Annotated in this window: 15 protein-coding genes; 3 read left to right on the top strand and 12 right to left on the bottom strand. The window is 65.4% G+C overall.

All coding sequences use genetic code 11. The annotated features are described in order from the left end of the window. The first annotated feature begins 52 nt into the window (after positions 1-52). Positions 53-1,339: a histidinol dehydrogenase gene (hisD, locus tag CRO50_RS04860; RefSeq protein ID WP_097144776.1), complete on the top strand. Its 1,287-nt coding sequence runs from the start codon at positions 53-55 to the stop codon at positions 1,337-1,339. Positions 1,340-1,393: 54 nt separating this feature from the next. Here the strand turns inward: hisD and CRO50_RS04855 are convergent, their stop codons facing one another. After that, positions 1,394-2,740 (bottom strand): amidase, encoded by a 1,347-nt coding sequence (locus CRO50_RS04855; RefSeq protein WP_097144775.1) that lies wholly within the window; start codon positions 2,738-2,740, stop codon positions 1,394-1,396. After that, on the bottom strand, positions 2,733-2,894 hold the full coding sequence (locus CRO50_RS20070; RefSeq protein ID WP_157791738.1) for a hypothetical protein: 162 nt from the start codon (positions 2,892-2,894) through the stop codon (positions 2,733-2,735). Before CRO50_RS20070 ends, CRO50_RS04855 begins: the two co-directional genes overlap by 8 nt. 151 nt (positions 2,895-3,045) lie before the next feature. On the opposite strand from CRO50_RS20070, the gene CRO50_RS04850 reads away from it, so the two are divergent. Then, a complete protein-coding gene (locus tag CRO50_RS04850; protein WP_097144774.1) occupies positions 3,046-4,215 on the top strand; it encodes a nuclear transport factor 2 family protein in 1,170 nt (389 codons plus the stop codon). 62 nt (positions 4,216-4,277) lie between these two features. Next, complete coding sequence (locus CRO50_RS04845; protein WP_097144773.1) at positions 4,278-5,294, top strand: LacI family DNA-binding transcriptional regulator; 1,017 nt, start codon at positions 4,278-4,280, stop codon at positions 5,292-5,294. On the opposite strand, the gene CRO50_RS04840 is transcribed toward CRO50_RS04845, so the two are convergent. The 10 genes from CRO50_RS04840 to ettA form a co-directional block, all read right to left on the bottom strand. After that, the gene (locus CRO50_RS04840) at positions 5,269-6,483 is read right to left on the bottom strand and encodes an MFS transporter (protein ID WP_198431791.1); all 1,215 of its coding nucleotides are present in this window, start codon (positions 6,481-6,483) and stop codon (positions 5,269-5,271) included. The genes CRO50_RS04845 and CRO50_RS04840 overlap by 26 nt on opposite strands. Continuing rightward, on the bottom strand, positions 6,480-8,183 hold the full coding sequence (locus CRO50_RS04835) for an alpha-glucosidase (RefSeq protein WP_097144771.1): 1,704 nt from the start codon (positions 8,181-8,183) through the stop codon (positions 6,480-6,482). The genes CRO50_RS04840 and CRO50_RS04835 overlap by 4 nt, the downstream gene beginning before the upstream one ends. A gap of 12 nt (positions 8,184-8,195) precedes the next feature. After that, a complete protein-coding gene (locus CRO50_RS04830; protein ID WP_097144770.1) occupies positions 8,196-9,263 on the bottom strand; it encodes an ABC transporter ATP-binding protein in 1,068 nt (355 codons plus the stop codon). Between the two features lie 4 nt (positions 9,264-9,267). Next, positions 9,268-10,149, bottom strand: coding sequence for a carbohydrate ABC transporter permease (locus tag CRO50_RS04825; protein WP_097144769.1), 882 nt, complete (start codon positions 10,147-10,149; stop codon positions 9,268-9,270). 11 nt (positions 10,150-10,160) lie between these two features. After that, positions 10,161-11,198, bottom strand: a complete 1,038-nt coding sequence (locus CRO50_RS04820) for a carbohydrate ABC transporter permease (protein ID WP_097144768.1) — start codon at positions 11,196-11,198, stop codon at positions 10,161-10,163. 272 nt (positions 11,199-11,470) lie between these two features. Beyond that, the gene (locus CRO50_RS04815; protein WP_097144767.1) at positions 11,471-12,712 is read right to left on the bottom strand and encodes an ABC transporter substrate-binding protein; all 1,242 of its coding nucleotides are present in this window, start codon (positions 12,710-12,712) and stop codon (positions 11,471-11,473) included. A gap of 169 nt (positions 12,713-12,881) precedes the next feature. Further along, complete coding sequence (locus CRO50_RS04810) at positions 12,882-13,901, bottom strand: LacI family DNA-binding transcriptional regulator (protein WP_097144766.1); 1,020 nt, start codon at positions 13,899-13,901, stop codon at positions 12,882-12,884. Between the two features lie 112 nt (positions 13,902-14,013). Continuing rightward, on the bottom strand, positions 14,014-14,433 hold the full coding sequence (locus CRO50_RS19885; RefSeq protein ID WP_143516858.1) for a hypothetical protein: 420 nt from the start codon (positions 14,431-14,433) through the stop codon (positions 14,014-14,016). A 21-nt stretch (positions 14,434-14,454) separates the two neighbouring features. Beyond that, complete coding sequence (locus CRO50_RS19880) at positions 14,455-15,576, bottom strand: hypothetical protein (RefSeq protein ID WP_143516857.1); 1,122 nt, start codon at positions 15,574-15,576, stop codon at positions 14,455-14,457. A gap of 183 nt (positions 15,577-15,759) precedes the next feature. Then, positions 15,760-17,415 (bottom strand): energy-dependent translational throttle protein EttA, encoded by a 1,656-nt coding sequence (gene ettA / locus CRO50_RS04805; protein ID WP_097144765.1) that lies wholly within the window; start codon positions 17,413-17,415, stop codon positions 15,760-15,762. Positions 17,416-17,452 lie beyond the last annotated feature (37 nt).

Raw genomic sequence — 17,452 nt, 5'->3', positions numbered from 1 at the left:
ATTCGTATGCAAAACTGCTATCGACGGGGCATCAGACAGTGGATGTGAGGCCATGACCAACAGCAAAACCAGCTCCCAAGCTCCCGAATTCATCAAGGCACCGGGCCGCAACGCCGTGGCCGACAACGCCCCCGTCGAAAAGACCGTGGCCGAGGTGATCGCCCGTGTGCGCACCGAGGGCGATGCGGCCGTGCGCGATTATGCGCAGCGTTTCGACAAGTCCGACCTCGAGGTCTTCGAGGTCAGCGCAGAGGACCGCGAAGCGGCCCTGGCCGAGCTGGACCCGCAGACCCGCGCGGATACCGAGTTCGCCATCGCCAACGTGCGCGCCTTCGCCGAGGCCCAGCTGGGCACCCTGGGTGAGCTGGAGGTCGAGATCCTGCCGGGCGTCCACCTTGGTCACCGCAACATCCCGCTGGATCGCGTCGGCTGCTACGTCCCCGGCGGTCGCTTCCCGCTTCTGTCGGCGCCGATCATGACCATCGTGCCCGCCAAGGTCGCCGGCGTGAAAGAGGTCGTGGCCTGCCTGCCGCCGAATGCGCATCGCGCGATGATCGCCGGCTGCCACCTCTCGGGTGCCGACCGGATCTTCCGCATCGGTGGCGCCCAGGCCATCGCCGCGATGGCTCTCGGCACCGAGAGCGTGCCCCGCGTCGACAAGATCGTCGGCCCCGGCAACGCCTTCGTCAACGAGGCCAAGCGCCAGGTCTTCGGCCCCGTGGGCATCGACCAGCTGGCCGGCCCCTCCGAGATCTTCGTGCTGGCCGATGAGACCGGCGACGCCGAGATGATCGCCACCGACCTGCTGGCCCAGGCCGAGCACGACGTGCGCACCCGCGTCGGCCTGATCACCACGCACCGCCCGCTGGCCGAGGCCGTTCTGGCCGAGGTGGAAAAGCAGCTCGAGACGCTCTCGACCGCCGAGGTGGCCCGCCCCGCCTGGAACGACTACGGCGAAATCGCCCTGGTCGCCGACGAGGCCGCGATGATCGCCTATTCCGACGAGGTCGCCGCCGAGCACCTTCAGGTCCACACCGCCGAGCCGCGCGACTTCGCCAAGAAGCTCAGCCACTACGGCTCGCTCTTCATCGGAGAGCTGTCCAGCGTGGTCTATTCCGACAAGTGCTCGGGCACCAACCACACGCTGCCGACCATGGCGGCGGGCCGCTATACCGGCGGGCTCTGGGTCGGCGCCTACATCAAGACCGCCACGCACCAGTGGCTGGATGCGGAAGGCGTGAAGCAGGTGGCTCCGCCCGCCGCGCGCCAGGCCAAGAGCGAGGGCCTGGAAGGTCACCGCCGCGCCGCGCAACTGCGCCTCGACCGCCTTCAGGCATGAAAAAAGCCCGGCCGCGAGCGATCGCGGCCGGGCTTTTTTCCGCCCCCTCGCGGATCAGAGCGGCGGGTGTTGCAGGCAGTGATCCGTGGCCAGCTCGAAGGCCTCGGCGATCCGGCAGATCCGCGCCTCCTCTCCATGCCGACCGATGATCTGCAGGCCAATGGGCAGCCCGTCCAGCAGGCCGCAGGGCAGTGAGATCGCCGGGTGGCCGGTGATGTTGAAGGGGAAGGTGCGCATCGGGGTCCAGACCGCACCATTCTCGAAATCCGAGAAGGCCGGAGCCGGGGTCAGCGTCGTGGCGGAGACGATGGCATCACGTCCCTCAAGCGCGCGGTCCACGGCGCGGGTGAGGTCCCGCGCATGGGCCTCTGCCGCCTGCACATCCGCCTGATCCAAGGCCGCGCCGGTGACGAGGTTCAGCCGCGCATCGCGCCCGTAGGCAGCGCCATTTTCGGCCAGCCGCGCGGCGTGGATCTGCCAGGCCTCGTGCTGGATGATGACGCAGCCCGCCGCCTCGGCCAGGGCGTAATCCGGCATCTCGATCAGATCGACGCCCAACCCAAGGCGCGACAGCACACCGACCGCATCGTCCAGCAGCGGCAACAGACTCGGATCGGCTTCGGGGTCCAGCACCCAGTCGCGGGCGAAGCCGATGCGCATGCCCGCGGGGTCCTGCCCCAGTTCGCCCGAGGCCGGAGCCATGCCCTCCCCCGAGATCACGTCGAGAATCAGCGCCGCTTCCGCGACACTGGCCGCCAGCGGCCCGACGGTGTCGAGCGTGCCCGAAAGGGGGAATACCCCGCTGTCCGGCACCCGGCCCCGCGTCGGTTTCAAGCCGACGATCCCGCAGTAGGACGCGGGGCTGCGGACCGAGCCGCCGGTATCTGTGCCAAGCGCCACGCGCACCAACCCGCCGGCAACAGCGGCAGCAGAGCCCGAGGAGGAACCGCCGGTGATATGCCGGGGGTTCCAGGGATTGCGGGCGGGCGGATAGGGCTGATCCCAGGCCGGGCCGGTCAGGGCGAACTCGTAGGTGGCCACCCGCAGCACCGGCAGAGCACCGGCTCGGCGCAGGGCCGCGACCGGGGCGCTGTCGGCAGGCATCCCCCCCTCTGGCATCGAGCGGGAGCCGCAGGTGTTCGGCTGCCCCTCCGCCTCGAAGAGGTCCTTAAGCGCCACGGGCAGCCCGTGCAGCGGGCCGGTCTCCTGGCCCTCGGCCAGGGCGCGATCCGCGGCGGCGGCCTGCTCAAGCGCGTCCGGGGCGATCCAGGTCACCGCGTCCAGCGCGCTGCGCGCATCGATTCGCGCCAGCGTAGCCTCCATCAGCGCGACAGCGCTCACCTGTCCCGCCCTCAGCGCTTCGGCCTGGGCGCTCAGCGATCGGTCGATCCAGTCAGTCATCGGCCTGCCCTCTCTGCTGCGCAAGGAGAGCCGCGCGCCGCCGCAGGTCCCGCGCCGCAGCAAGGGCGGCCGCCTGCTCATCCTCCGCCAGCGTCACGCCCTTCTCTTCCAGCCGCACCAGCAGATCCTCAAGGCTCAGCTTTTCATCAGCCATGGGCTGCCCTCCGTTTCATCTCTCGTCCTCGGGGGCTTCCCCGAAAACTCGTATTGCATACGTATTCAACATGCGGCACAAGACTTGGCAAGAGGCAAGCGCCCGAGACCTCTGAACCGGGCCGCAGGCCGTGACACAACAGGAGACCGACATGGCGACGACACCCGAGAAATCCGCAGCCCCCGCTGCCCCCAAGCCCGCCAAGCAGGCGGCCCCCGAGGTCCTGCAGTGCGAGCGGCTCGACTTCACCGACCTGGTGCCCGAGGACCGTCCCCGCGCCCAGTCCATGAAGGGTTTCGACGACTGCTACACGGACATCGTGGATTACATCATCCGCTGCACCCACAAGATCTGGGACGAGCGCGACGTGGGCCTGATCTACACGCACTACACTCATAACTGCGTCCTCTATGGCACCATGGGCACCATGTATAACCGCGAAGACGTGGTGCGCGACACGATCCAGCGCCTGGTCTCGCTGCCCGAGCGCCGCGGCATGGCCACCCAGGTGGTCTGGAAGGGCAATGACGTCGACGGTTTCTATACCTCGCACCTGGTGACAGGCTCGGGCCGTCACAGCCAGAACGGGCACTATGGCCCGGCGACGGGGCGTCCCTTCGTCTCGCGCACCGTGGCGGACTGCATGGTCTTCGAGAACAAGATCTACCGCGAATGGGTCGTCGCTGATCAGATGGCGATCATCCGTCAGCTGGGTCTCGACCCCCATGCCTTCGCCGAGAAGATCGCCGCAACCAAGCTGTCGCAGGGGCTGACCAGCCTCGATATCGGCGAAAACGGCCTGATGATGGGTCAGTACCCGCCCTCCGAGCTGCCGCTGGATACCTCCATCGCCGAGACCGACCTCGAGCGGAAGACGCTGGAATGGCTGCATGCGGCCTATAACCGCAAGATGTTCGGCGTGCTGCGCGATGTCTATGCGCCGACCGTCATGTACCACGGCCCCCTGATGAAAGAGCTCTATGGCGTCACCGCCGTCAGCCACCAGATGATCGGCCTCGTCGGCGCCATCCCGGATGCGGTCTTCATGCCGCAGCATGTCTGCTCTGTCGATTGCGTCGAGGGCGGCACCAAGGTCGCCGTCCGCTGGGTGATGGAGGGCCACCACCTGGGCTTCGGCGGGCTGGAATCGCTCGGCGATCCGACCGGCAAGCGCATCCAGGTCATGGGCATGTCCCACTTCCACTACAAGGATGGCCGCATCGTCGATGACTGGACGGTCTACGATGAACTCTCCATGCTGGTACAGGTGAAACTGGCACAGCTTGCAGATCGGCCCGCCGTGGCCGATATCGAGGGCTGAGCCTTCCGCCCCCGCGCCCTTCCCGGCGCGGGGGCACCTGACCAGAGAGGACCCGTCCGGGCATGACCGACAAGCCGGTGACTTCCGTTGACGTTGCGCGCAAGGCGGGCGTCAGCCAATCCGCCGTGTCGCGGTATTTCACCCCGGGCGCCTCCGTGTCCAAGAAGATGGCCGAGCGTATCCGCGAAGCCGCGGAGGAACTGGGCTACCGTCCCAACGTACTGGCCCGCTCGCTGATCACCGGCAAGAGCCGGATCATCGGGCTGGTGGTGCATTACTTCGAGAACCAGCTTTACCCCGATCTTGTCGAGCGCCTGTCCATTGCGCTCCAGGACGAGGGCTACCACGTGCTGCTCTTCATGGCGCAACGCACCGTCGGCGATGTCGAGGACGTGGTGCAACGCATCCTCGACTACCGGGTCGATGCGCTGGTGCTGGTCTCTGTCTCGCTCTCATCGACGCTGGCCGAGCGCTGCGTCGGCCTGTCGATCCCGGTGATGCTGTTCAACCGCGACCAGCCCGGCAGCGGGCTGCGTTCGGTGACCAGTGACAACCACACCGGCGGCTGGATGGCCGCCAAGGTGCTGCTGGAAGCACAGCCCAAGCGGATCGCCCTGCTGCGCGGTTTCGAGAACGCCTCGACCGACCGCGACCGGGTTTCCGGCTTCACCGAGGCCCTGGCCGAGGCCGGCGCCGAGATCGCCCTGACCGAGGCCGGGGATTATCACTACGACACCGCCCGCGAGGCCGCCCGTCGGATCTTCGACCGGCCCGACCGGCCCGATGCGCTTTTCGTGCCCGATGATCACATGGCTTTCGCCGCACTCGACGTGATCCGGTACGAGTTCGGGCTTTCGGTGCCTGATGACGTGGCCGTGGTGGGCTTCGACGACGTGCCCGCCGCCGCCTGGCCCAGCTTCGACCTGACCACCCTGCGCCAGGACCGGAGGGCGATGGTGGCGCAGGCGGTCTCGTCCCTGATGGCGGCGCTGGCCCGCAAGGAAGAGGGCCCGCGCCAGGTCATGTTGCCGGTCGAACTGGTGCGGCGCGGCTCTACGCGCGCTCTTTCGCAAGACTGAAGCGCAGCCCCGCCAGCAGGATCAGCACCGCGCCCAGCAGGGCGACGAAGCCCCAGCCCTTGGTGGCAAAGATCCATGCTCCCGCAGCAGAGCCAACGGCGCCCGCTGCCGTGAAGCTGGCCATGTAGACCCCGTTCAGCCGTGCCCGGTTGCCCGGTGCCAGCCCGAAGATCGTGCGCTGCCCGATGACGAAGCTCAGCGTCACGCCCAGATCCAGCAGCAGCGCGGCGGCCACCAGAGTCACGGCGCCTGTCACCGTCCCCGCAGGCGCGATCCCGGCAAGGGCGAAGGCCAGCACGCCCGAGGCCAGCGCGGCAGCGGTGCCGGCGCGGGAATGCCCGTGGTCGGCAAGATGGCCGGCGATCGGCGCGGCAATGGCGCTCATGGCACCGGCGAGGGCGAAGAGGCCGATTTGCGCGTGGCTCCAGCCCCAGCCGGGGCCCGACAGCCACAGCGGTACCGTGGTCCAGAACAGCGAAAAGCCCGAGAAGAGCGCCATCTGGTAGAGGATGCGCTGGCGCAGCAGCGGCATCGAGGCCAGGGCGCGGGCCATGGCGGGCAGCATGGGCTCGGCGTTCGGATCATGGGGCGGACGGCGGGCGGGCAGCCGGGCCGCCAGCGTCAGGATCAGCGCCAGCATCAGCGCAGCGCTGATCCAGAACATCGCCCGCCAGCCGAAGGCCCCCGCGACGAAGCCCGAGACAGGGCGCGCCAGCATGATGCCCAGCATCAGCCCGGTGGTCACCGTCCCCACGGTGCGGCCGCGCCGCTCTTCCGGGGCCATGTGGGTGGCATAGGGCACCAGCACCTGCACGCAGACAGAGCCAAGCCCGATGGCCAGGCTCGCCGCCAGGAAGACCCCGGCCATGCCGGTGAACCCCGCAAGGCAAAGCGCCAGCCCCGCCAGCGCGACGAGGCCCAGGATCAGGCGGCGGTTCTCGAGCCGGTCGGCCAGCGGCACCACCAGCAGCAGCCCGGCGCCATAGCCGATCTGGGTCAGGGTCACGACCAGACCCGCCGCCCTCTCGGACATGTTCAGATCCGCCGCGATGGTGCCCGCAAGAGGCTGGGCGTAATAGACATTCGCCGCCAGAAGGCCGCAGGCCAGCGACAGTAGCAGCATCAGGCCGCCGTGATTGTCATGGACCTCGGGGCGGCTCGAAGGGATCGGATCAGGGCGAGAGGTCATGCCTGCCCCCATGCGCAGATCAGCGCCGTCCAGCCGGGCAGAGAGACGCTTTGCCCCTGCAACGTCGCGCCGGACGACAGCAGCACCTGCGGTGCCGAGAGCGCCTCTGGCAGGTCGAAAACCTGCGCCTCGGCACCGAAGTTCAGCACAACGGCGATGCCTGCCCCGCCGATGGCGCGGCTGTAGGCGAAGATCGCGGCATGATCCGGCGCGAGATCCTCGTAGTCGCCATAGACCAGCGCGGGCTGCGCCTTGCGCAGGGCGATCAGGTCGCGGGTGAACTGCCAGGGGCCGTCCACCTCGGCCAGCGCGGCCTCGGCGTTGATCGTGGCGTGGTTGGGGTTCACCGCCAACCAGGGGGTGCCGGTGGTGAAACCGCCCTGGGGCGCGGCGTTCCATTGCATGGGCGTGCGCGAGTGGTCGCGGCTGGTGCGGTTGAGACGGGCGAGGAAGGCGGCCTCATCCGCAGTGCCATTGGCCTCAGCGGCGGCCCAGGCATTGCGCACCGCGATATCCTCGAACTGGCCGATTTCGGTGAAGGGGAAGTTCGTCATGCCGAACTCGTCGCCCTGGTAGAGGAAGGGCGTGCCCTTCTGGGTCAGCAAGAGCGCGTTCAGCACCTTGGTCGAGGCCGCGCGCCATTCGGGGCTGTCGTCGCCGTAGCGGCTGACGGGGCGGGTGCAATCGTGGTTGGCCAGGTAGACCGTGGTCCAGCCGTGTCCGTCCATGCTGGCGGCCTGTCGGGCGAAGATCTCCTTGAACTCGGGCAGGGTCCAGTCGCGGGGATTGCCCGCCGCGTCGCGGTCGAATTCCACCACGTCGAACTGAAAGATCATGTCCAGCTCTTCGCGGCGCTCATCGACCACGCGGCGCATCTGCTCCTGGTCGAGGCCATTGCCCTCGCCCACCGTGGCGCAATCGTAGTGCGAGAGCACCTCGCGGCGCATCTCGCGCAGGTAGTCGTGCAGCTTCGGGCCTTCGGCATAATGGCGCTGCGGCTTCACGCCCTCGGGCAGCGCGGGCAGCGTCGGGTCCTTCGAGATGAAGGGGATCACGTCCATGCGGAAGCCATCCACGCCCTTGTCCAGCCAGAAGCGCATCAGGTCCCAGACCTCGCCGCGCAGGGCGGGGTTGTCCCAGTTCAGATCCGGCTGCTTCTGCGCGAAGAGGTGCAGGTAGTATTGCCCCGAGGCCTCGTCCCAGGTCCAAGCGGGACCGGAGAAGAAGCTGGGCCAGTTGTTGGGCACGCCGCCGTCGGGCGCCGGATCGCGCCAGATGTAGTAGTCGCGCGTGGCGCTGTCGCGGCCCTGACGGGCCTCGGCGAACCAGGCGTGCTCGTCGCTGGAGTGGTTGACCACCAGGTCGACGATCAGCCGGATGCCACGCGCGTGCAGACCTTCCAGCAGGGCGTCGAAATCCTCCATGCTGCCGAACTGCTCTGACACCTTGCGGTAGTCGCGGATGTCGTAGCCGTTGTCGGCATTGGGGCTGTCGTAATGCGGCGAGAGCCAGATCAGGTCGACGCCCAGCTCGGCCAGGTAGTCGAGCTTGCCGATGATGCCGCGCAGATCGCCGACGCCATCGCCATCGCTGTCCATGAAGCTGCGCGGGTAGATCTGATAGGCCACGGCCTCTTTCCACCAGATCTTGCGCATGCCGTTGATCCGCGCCGGCGCGGTGGAGTTGGTTGCTTCTGTCATTGCCCTGATCCGTTACGCCGCCGTCAGCACGGGTTCGATCCGCTGACCTGTCGCGCCGTCGAAGATATGGCTGACCTCGGGGGTGACCTCTGCACGGACGGTTTCGCCGATCTCGAGGCTGGCGGCCTTGTCGGCCTTGAGAGAGATCAGGTCCTCCTTGGCGCGGATGGCGAACATGGTGCTGTCACCCAGACGTTCCACCGAATAGACCGGCGCGGCCAGGTTGCCGCCCTCGCTGACCACCTCGACGTCCTCGGCCCGGAAGCCAAGCGTCACGGGCCCCGAGTGGCGATGCGGCAGACCGCTGACCTTCAGCACCGGAGAGCTGAAGGTGCCATCGTTCAGCTCGCCCTCGATCAGGTTCATGGCCGGGGCGCCGATGAAGCTGGCGACGAAGGTATTGGCGGGCTTGTTGTAGATCTCCATCGGCGGGGCGATCTGCTGGGCCACGCCGTTCTTCATCACCACCACGCGGTCGGCCAGCGTCATCGCCTCGACCTGGTCGTGGGTGACATAGACCGTGGTGGTCTGCAGCTCGTGGTGCAGGTTGGCGATCTGGGCGCGGGTCGAGACCCGCAGCTTGGCGTCGAGGTTCGACAGCGGCTCGTCCATCAGGAAGGCATTGGGCTCTCGCACGATGGCGCGGGCCAGCGCCACCCGCTGGCGCTGACCACCGGACAGGGCGGCGGGGCGGCGATCCAGGAACTGCGTCAGCTCGACCATCTCGGCGGCGCGCATGACGCGGGCCTTGTGCTCGGAGGCCGGCACCTTGCGGATGCGCAGCGGGAAGCGGATGTTGTCGTAGACCGACATGTTCGGATAGAGCCCGTAGCTCTGGAACACCATCGAGATGTCGCGGTCCTTGGGCTCGAGGTTGTTGACCATGCGGTCGCCCAGCCAGATCTCGCCCGAGCTGACCTCTTCCAGGCCGGCGATCATCCGCATCGTGGTCGACTTGCCGCAGCCCGAGGGGCCGAGCAGGACAAGGAATTCGCGGTCCGGGATATCGAGGTTCAGGTTGTCGACGCCGATGAAGTCGTTCCAGCGACGGGTGATGCCTTTGAGCTTGATTTCGGCCATCGGGTTATCCTTTCACGGCGCCGGCGGTCAGGCCGCCCACGATCTGACGTTGGAAGAACATGACAAGAAGGAAGAGCGGCACGGTAGCCGAGACCACGGAGGACACGGCGAACATCACGTTGCCCTCGCTCTCGATCGAGCCAAGGAAAGAGGCGATCTTGGGGATCATGGTCTGGTTTTCCTGCCGCAGCAGCATCGCGGTGACCGCGAAGTCGTTATAGGCCAGCAGGAAGCTGAAGAGGCCCGTGGTGATGATGCCCGGCCACATGACCGGCACGATCACCTCGCGGAAGGCCTGGAAGCGGGTGCAGCCGTCGACCATGGCGCTTTCGTCCAGATCCTTGGGGATCGACAGGAAGAAGCTGTGCAGCATCCACAGGGTGAAGGGCTGATTGATCGCCACCAGCACGATGATCGCCGTCGGCAGGGTGCCCCAGATGTTGAGCTCGAAGAAGGGCACCAGGTAGCCCGAGACCAGCGTGATATGCGGCATGGCCCGGAAGACCAGCGCGATGATCAGGATCCAGAAGGCATAGCGATAGCCCGAGCGCGCCAGGGCGTAGCCCCCCAGCGTGCCCAGCACCAGGCTGAGCAAGGTCACCACCACCGTCACCATCGCGGTGTTCAGCCCGGCGCGCCAGAACTCGTTCTGAATCCAGGCGCCCTCGTAGCCGTCCAGGGTGAAGGCACCGCCGGTCTGGCGGATCGTGTTCACCCCGCTCAGGGCATTGGTCCAGTCGGCGCGGCTGAAGAAGTCGGCCTCGACCTTGAAGGACCCCCAGGTGGTCCAGAGGAAGGGGAAGCCCGCGACCACCAGCCATACCAGCACGAAGAGCGTGGCGATGATGGTCAGCGTATGGTTCGGGCGGGAAGGGGTCGAACTCATGTCAGGCCTCCTTAGTGGGCGCCCTTGCGCGAGAAATCGCGCCAGGTACGGATGAGGACGGGGAAGAGCAGCACGATCACGAAGAGGATCGTCAGCAGCGAGGTGGCCGCGGCCGAGGCAAAGAGCTGGCCATTCTCGGCCTGCAGATCATTGTAGATGCTGAAGCTGAGAGAGGTGGCACGGGCCTGGGCGTTGAAGCCGATGATCGGTTCCAGCACGCGGAAGTTGTCCATCAGCTGCACCAGCGAGACGAAGGTGGCCAGCGGCACGAGGTGGGGGATGATGACGAAGCGCACCCGCTCCCAGCGGTTGGCGCCGTCGATCATCGCCGATTCCAGCGTGTCCTGCGGCACGGTCTGCAGACCGGCATAGAAGACCACGAAGCTGAAGGGCGCGGCGATCCAGATCCCGTAGAGGAACAGCATCGCCCAGGTCAGGGGCCCGGAGGCAGCGATGGAGAGCGTCGGGTCCTGGGTCACCCATTGCAGCAGGCTGCCCAGGATGCCGCGGCTGTTGACCATCCAGTAGATCACCAGCGAGCCGATCAGCGGCGTGATGATCATCGGCAGCAGCGACACGAAGATCACCGGCCCCTTCAGCATCGCCGGGATGCGGTTCACCGCCAGCGCGATCCAGAAGCCCATGAGCATGCCGAGCGGCGTGACCAGGAAGGTGTAGCAGAGGGTGAAGAGCAGCGCCCGGTAGAAGGGCAGCTGGTAGATCTGGCGCAGGCTGTCCGCGAAACCGTCCGAGCTGCGCAGGATCTCTGCGATCTCGCCCGTGGCGAGGTGGCTGCGGTTCAGGTAGGTGCCCAGCCCGTTGAAACGGCCAAGCGGCTCGGCCTCGCGCAGGGCGGCGGTGGCCTGGGCATCGACCCTGGTCTCCATCGTGCATCCGCCGAAGGGCGAACAGCTTTCGACCTGCTCAAGCACCTGCGGATGTTCGACGTAGAGGGACTGGATCACGATCGATACCAGCGGCAGCGCGATGAACAGCAGCATCGCGAGGGCGGAGGGCAGGATGAACCATGCGAAGGCCTTATGGGGCATGGGGTACTCCTTGAGGGCGGGAGAAGACGGACGAAGGCGGGGGCACCAGGGGCGCTTTTATCGGATGGTCGGCCAGGCATTGGCCAAGGCGGGGGCGGGCGCGGCAACGCAACGCGCTACCAGCCTACAGAAACGGATCTGATTTGCATGGGAAAGGGACACATTCGGGGCGGATGCGCGGGCGGCCTCGGGGCAAGGCCGCCCGCCATGGTCCTTGCGGACCGGGGGACCCGGACAGCGCCAGGGCGCGATCCGGGCCGGGGAGGTCAGGCCTACTGAAGGAAGCCGGTTTCCTGGGCGGCGGCGGTATAGGCCGCTTCGACCCCGGCCAGCGCCTCTTCGGCGGTCTCGTTGCCCTGCAGGAAGTCCACCAGCTCGGTGCCCAGTGCCGAATGCATCAGCCCCATGTAGGGCAGCGTCGGGTAGGACCGGCCGCCTTCGGCGACATTGGCCATGATGCCAACGGCATTGGCGGTCGGCACGTAGCCGTCGATCATCCAGCTGGCGCCGCTCGGGTGCTCGGTGGCCAGGTCGGGCGCGATGGCATGCATCATCGCCTGGAAGGACGCCGCAGCATCCTCATCCGAGATGTTCGCGGCGACCGAGAAACCGTCCCAGAAGAGCGCGCCCGAGGGGATCTCGCCTTCGCCGAGGGTCGGCGCGGCGGTCAGCACGGTCTGCGGCGCGACCTCGGGGTAATCCCCTTCGGCGTCGATCAGCGGGCCGGCCTGGCTGGCCCAGAGGTTCATGATCGCCACTTCCCCGGCGCCCCACATCTTCGAGGCCTCCAGCGAGCCGATCGACAGGTAATCGGGGTCCATGTACTCGGTCAGCGCCTTCATGGTCTCAAGCACTTCGACGCCCGCGGCGGAGTTGATCGCCGGTTCCGCGGTGCCTGGCTTGAAGAAGGGCTCGCCGGTGGCGGTGTACATGTTGACGAATTCCTCGGCCAGTTCCCAGCCGGGGGCATAGGCGCCGGCCAGCGGGTATTCGAGGATGCCGGCGCTGCGGATCGCCTCGGCGGCCTCAAGCACTTCGGCCCAGGTGGTCGGGGTCTCTTCGATGCCGGCCTCTTCCAGGATGTCGGAACGGGTGAACAGGTGCATGCCGTTCACCATGAAGGCGATGGCCATGACCTTGCCGTCGATGCGGATCAGCTGCGAGGGGGTCAGCTGCTGGCCATATTCGGCGACCAGCTCGTCCAGCGGCTGCACCAGATCTTCGTTCAGGAGCGGCGGCAGCGAGTTGTTGGCGATCACCGCGACGGTGTATTCGGCCGGGTCGATGGAGAGCGCGGGCACCTGCAGGTTCTTGTGCTCTTCGGTCTGGTTGATCGAGACCGTCACGCCGTCCGAGGCGCAGGACGCGGCCCGGTCCATCACCAGGTCGAGCGCGCCGAAGTCATTCGCCAGGATGCGGACAGAGCCGCTTTCGGCGATGCCGCAATCGGCCTGGGCTGCGAAGGGAAGCGCGCTCAGCAGGGCGGCGGCAGATACGTTGAGTAGTCGGTTCACGAGGTTTCCTCTCTGCGGTTGGCTGGTCCGGGCGGTGTGCCGCCTTCTCTGTCTTCTGGGTCTATGCCCTTATGCATACGTATGCATATCCGTGCAGCCGATTTCAATCGCTTCTTGTCGGCTTCGGGAATTTTCGTGGCAATTGTCTATTTCTCGGGCAGATCTTCCGTCAGAGCCTTGCGCTCTGCCGCTCGATCAGCTCGCCCAGGATGTCCAGTTCCCGCACCGGCGACGCGGGGTCGGCACTGCGCGCCTCGAGCAGCGCAGCGGATTGTTCCGCAAGGGATTTCAGGTCCTGGCGCACGGTTGTCAGCAGGTAGGCGGGGCGCCGCGCCTCGGGCACGTCATCGAAGCCCAGGACCGAGATATCCGCGGGCACCGACAGCCCCATCTCATGGCGCAACGCATCCGCGGCGCCCATGGCCAACTGGTCGTTGACGCAGAAAACCGCATCGGGAAGCGGGCTGTTCCGCAGGGCGGCAAGCAGCGCCGCATGGCCTCCGTCATAGGAAAAGTCCGTGGCAACCATGGTCACGGGCGCCCCTCCGAGGGCGGTGATTCGCTCGGCAAAACCCAGGGCCCGCTCGCGCCCGACGGGGGCATCATCGGGGCCGGCCAGGCAGAGGAAGCGCCGCTGCCCGCGCTGCCAGAGCCGCTCGGCCAGTTCCGCGGCGGCGCTGCGATGGCTGGTGCAGGCGGAATCCGCCAGCCCCGGCGCGCGACGGTTGTAGAGCACCACGGGAATGCGATTGCGGCGGAACCCCTCGAGGTGAACCGGATCGAGCGTCACGCAGGAGATCGCCCCCTCGAGCGGAAAGCTCCAGGCCTCGTTGACGGCGTTCTGCACGTCGGATTCATCCGCCGGCGCAAAGAGCAACATGCGCTGGTCCCGCCGCCCGAGCGCCTCGGAGATCGCGGTGAGCATCTCGGGCATGGCCAGGATCGACTGCCGCGTGGCGATCACCGCCACCATGCCCGACCGGCTGGTGATCAGCGAGCGCGCCAGGGCATTGGGCGTATAGCCCATGCGGGTCGCCACGGCGCGCACGTGGTCGCGCGTGGCCGCCGAGATCCGCTTGTCGTCACTGAAGCTGCGCGACACGGTCGATTGCGACACCCCAGCCGCCTTCGCCACGTCCGAGGCGGTCACGCGGCGGTTGCCGGCCAGGGGGGCCTCGGCGCCGCTCATCGGCGGGGGCCCCAGACATGGCGCCTGCTCAGGTTGTAGGTTCGAAATGTCATCACGCTCAACTGTCCGGCGCAGAGCACGGGTGTCAAGCAACGCGCCCGCTCTCGACCCTCTATTCCGTCTGGGGGAACATCAATCTCTGAAATTCGATCCGCACGCTGTCAAAGTCCACAACCCCAGCATCACTCTCATCCCAGTCAATTGACATCATGTCCTGGAACAATGCGTCGACCTCTTCACCCCGCGGCGTGGGACCGCCAAGGCAAATACAGTACTTGGGATTGGGGCACAGATTTGGACAATCTATTGGCTGAGTTCCTTTGGAAAGCACGTCCCACTCACCCTGGGGGCTGACAAAGATCGAATATGGTCCAGGTTCGCTATAGTTATGAAGTTCTGGAATGGTAACGTCGTACCGCATCCAGCCATAGCCACCGCTCTCCACGCCGATAAGCGAAGACAGATCTTCCTCTGCAAGCGAAACAGATGGAAAACTCAACAGCGCCAGGATCGCAAATCTTCTAGCAAGCATAATCTCAACTCCGAATATGTTTCAGTTCATACTATCCAGCACTGACTTCACCTCATCTGCGTCAAACGTAAAAGAGAGGCCTTCCCAAGCGATCACCAAAGGCCGAGGGAAAACCGTCGAGTATCCGACCCCCTGGCTCTGCTGGTGACTTGCGCTGACTGGAATGCGCACAGCAGACTCTTTTCGATTGGCAGCATCCAAATTGGGATTACCGACATCAATACTATCGGCGGTGGATATTTCAGGATCCCCAAGATATCCAGACACGGACCCCGAGTAGGTGTATCTGATCTCTCGGGTCAAATAGAGCCGAGTGACGACATACAAGCTGCAAACATTTTCGCCTTTGCAGTAGCGGCTCTCGGGCCGGAAGCTTTCAGTCGCTCGAAGCAGGTTTACACCCAGACGAATAGAGTTCGCCTCTCCTGTGCAAAGCGGTATTGCTGTTTCTGCGCAATCATCTCCGCCGGAAGGGCATCTAAACTTGACGCATTCTTCATCCGACTTTTTGAGGAAGCTCGTCAGTTCCAGCCATAGGTCCTCTGGATATGCCGCGTATGTTCGCACGGTTTCGAACGAGAGCGTTTCTCTCACTTCCCTCGCCGCACCAGCGCCGAGAAATCCAAGGACACGCCCGTTTCGGGCTGCAATCGAGCTGGAAGATACACCCGTGATGTCCGGAAATGCGGCCACCGGCAATCCAAAGGTAGGAACCTCAGACCTGGCAGCAACGACATTCTCGTTCTGCAAGTCAGCCTGCGCCAACGACACTTTTCCACCATCAAGCACCGTCTGCTCATAGGCGGGAATGTCCTTCAGGTATCTTTCCACCAGGTCCTGGCTGTCAATTCTATGCACCAGAACGATCCTAGCATCCCGTGGATCACCATCATGGCTCACGAAGAAGACATCACCGACGCGAATGTCCTCTCTTGGTGGATATACAGGGATCAGCCCCAGGTTCGCGACCGTATCACCGTAGGCTTCCTCGATGGATTTCGATCGCTCTGCACCGTTCCAAACAAGAAAAATTCCCAGGACGAGAATGATAGCAAGCAGGCTTCTGCGGCTCCCCCAGAGACGCGACAGGATAATATGCCCACACCGATAAGCTGCACGAATATGGTCCGTCAAATATTGCACAATAACCTCCGCCAGAAATCATTCGAGAAGAAACAAATACACGGCACACCGCGAAGAAATACCATGGGCATAAAAATTAAAAAACAAGGCGCACCCTAGGGCGCGCCTTATCTGTAACATGAACTCTAAGATTCTAGTACCAGCAGGTTCGTACTGCCGGTCGCTTCACTGAAAATGAAGTCCCTACCGCGCAAACTTCTTGTACTTGATCCGCTTCGGCTCAAGGGCATCAGGCCCAAGCCTCCGCTTCTTGTCTTCCTCGTAATCCTCGAAGTTGCCCTCGAACCATTCCACGTGGGCATCGCCCTCGAAGGCCAGCATGTGGGTGCAGATCCGGTCGAGGAAGAAGCGGTCGTGCGAGATCACCACGGCGCAGCCGGCGAACTCGGTCAGCGCGTCTTCCAGCGCGCGCAGGGTTTCCACGTCAAGGTCGTTGGTCGGTTCGTCGAGCAGCAGCACGTTGCCGCCCGAGCGCAGCAGGCGGGCCATGTGGACGCGGTTGCGCTCACCGCCTGACAGCAGGCTGACCTTCTTCTGCTGGTCGCCGCCCTTGAAGTTGAAGGCCGAGCAATAGGCCCGTGCATTCACCTCGGCATCGCCCAGCTTGATGATGTCCTGGCCATCGGCGATGGCTTCCCAGACAGTGGCGTTCGGGTCCAGGTCATCGCGGGACTGGTCGACGTAGGACAGTTTCACCGTGTCGCCGTATTCCACCGAGCCCTCGTCCGGGGTCTCCTGGCCGGTCAGCATCTTGAACAGCGTCGTCTTGCCGGCACCGTTGGGGCCGATGACGCCGACGATACCGCCCGGCGGCAGCGAGAAGGAGAGATCCTCGATCAGGAGCTTGTCGCCCATGGCCTTCTTCAGACCCTCGACCTCGATCACCTTCGAGCCCAGGCGCGGGCCGTTCGGGATGACGATCTGGGCATTGGCCAGCTTCTCGCGCTCGGACTGGTTGGCCAGCTCGTTGTAGGACTTGATCCGGGCCTTGGACTTGGCCTGGCGGGCCTTGGCGCCCTGGCGCATCCACTCCAGCTCTCGGGCCAGGGTCTTCTGCTTGGACTTGTCCTCGCGGGCTTCCTGTTCCAGCCGCTTGGCCTTCTGTTCCAGCCAGGAGGAATAATTGCCCTCGTAGGGGATGCCCTGGCCACGGTCGAGCTCGAGAATCCAGCCGGTGATGTCATCCAGGAAGTAGCGGTCGTGGGTGACGATCAGGATGGTGCCCTTGTATTCGATCAGGTGGTTCTGCAGCCAGGCGATGGTCTCGGCGTCGAGGTGGTTGGTCGGTTCGTCGAGCAGCAGCATGTCGGGCGCTTCCAGCAGCAGCTTGCAGAGCGCGACACGGCGCTTCTCGCCGCCCGAGAGGCTGGTGACATCGGCATCGTCCGGCGGGCAGCGCAGGGCCTCCATCGAGATGTCGACCTGCGCGTCGAGGTCCCAGAGGTTCTGGGCGTCGATCTCGTCCTGCAGCTTGGCCATCTCGTCGGCGGTCTCGTCCGAGTAGTTCATCGCCAGGTCGTTGTAACGGTCCAGGATGTCCTTCTTGGCCGCGACGCCCAGCATGACGTTCTCGCGCACGGTCAGGGCCGGGTCGAGCTCGGGCTCCTGCGGCAGGTAGCCGACCTTGGCACCCTCGGCGTGCCAGGCCTCGCCCTGAAAGTCCTTGTCCCAGCCGGCCATGATCTTCAGCAGCGTGGACTTACCGGCGCCGTTGACGCCGACGACGCCGATCTTCACGCCGGGCAGGAAGTTCAGGTGGATGTTCTCGAAACACTTCTTCCCGCCGGGGTAGGTCTTCGAGACACCGGACATGTGGTAGACATACTGGTAGGCGGCCATGAGGCTCTCCCTGAACTGGGTGATAAGGCTTTGGCGG

The organism is Pseudooceanicola antarcticus (assembly GCF_900215355.1).
In the GTDB taxonomy this organism is placed as follows: Bacteria; Pseudomonadota; Alphaproteobacteria; order Rhodobacterales; family Rhodobacteraceae; genus Pseudooceanicola; species Pseudooceanicola antarcticus.
The sequence above is the reverse complement of the archived record's forward strand: the minus strand, read 5'-3'. Positions and strand labels throughout refer to the sequence as shown.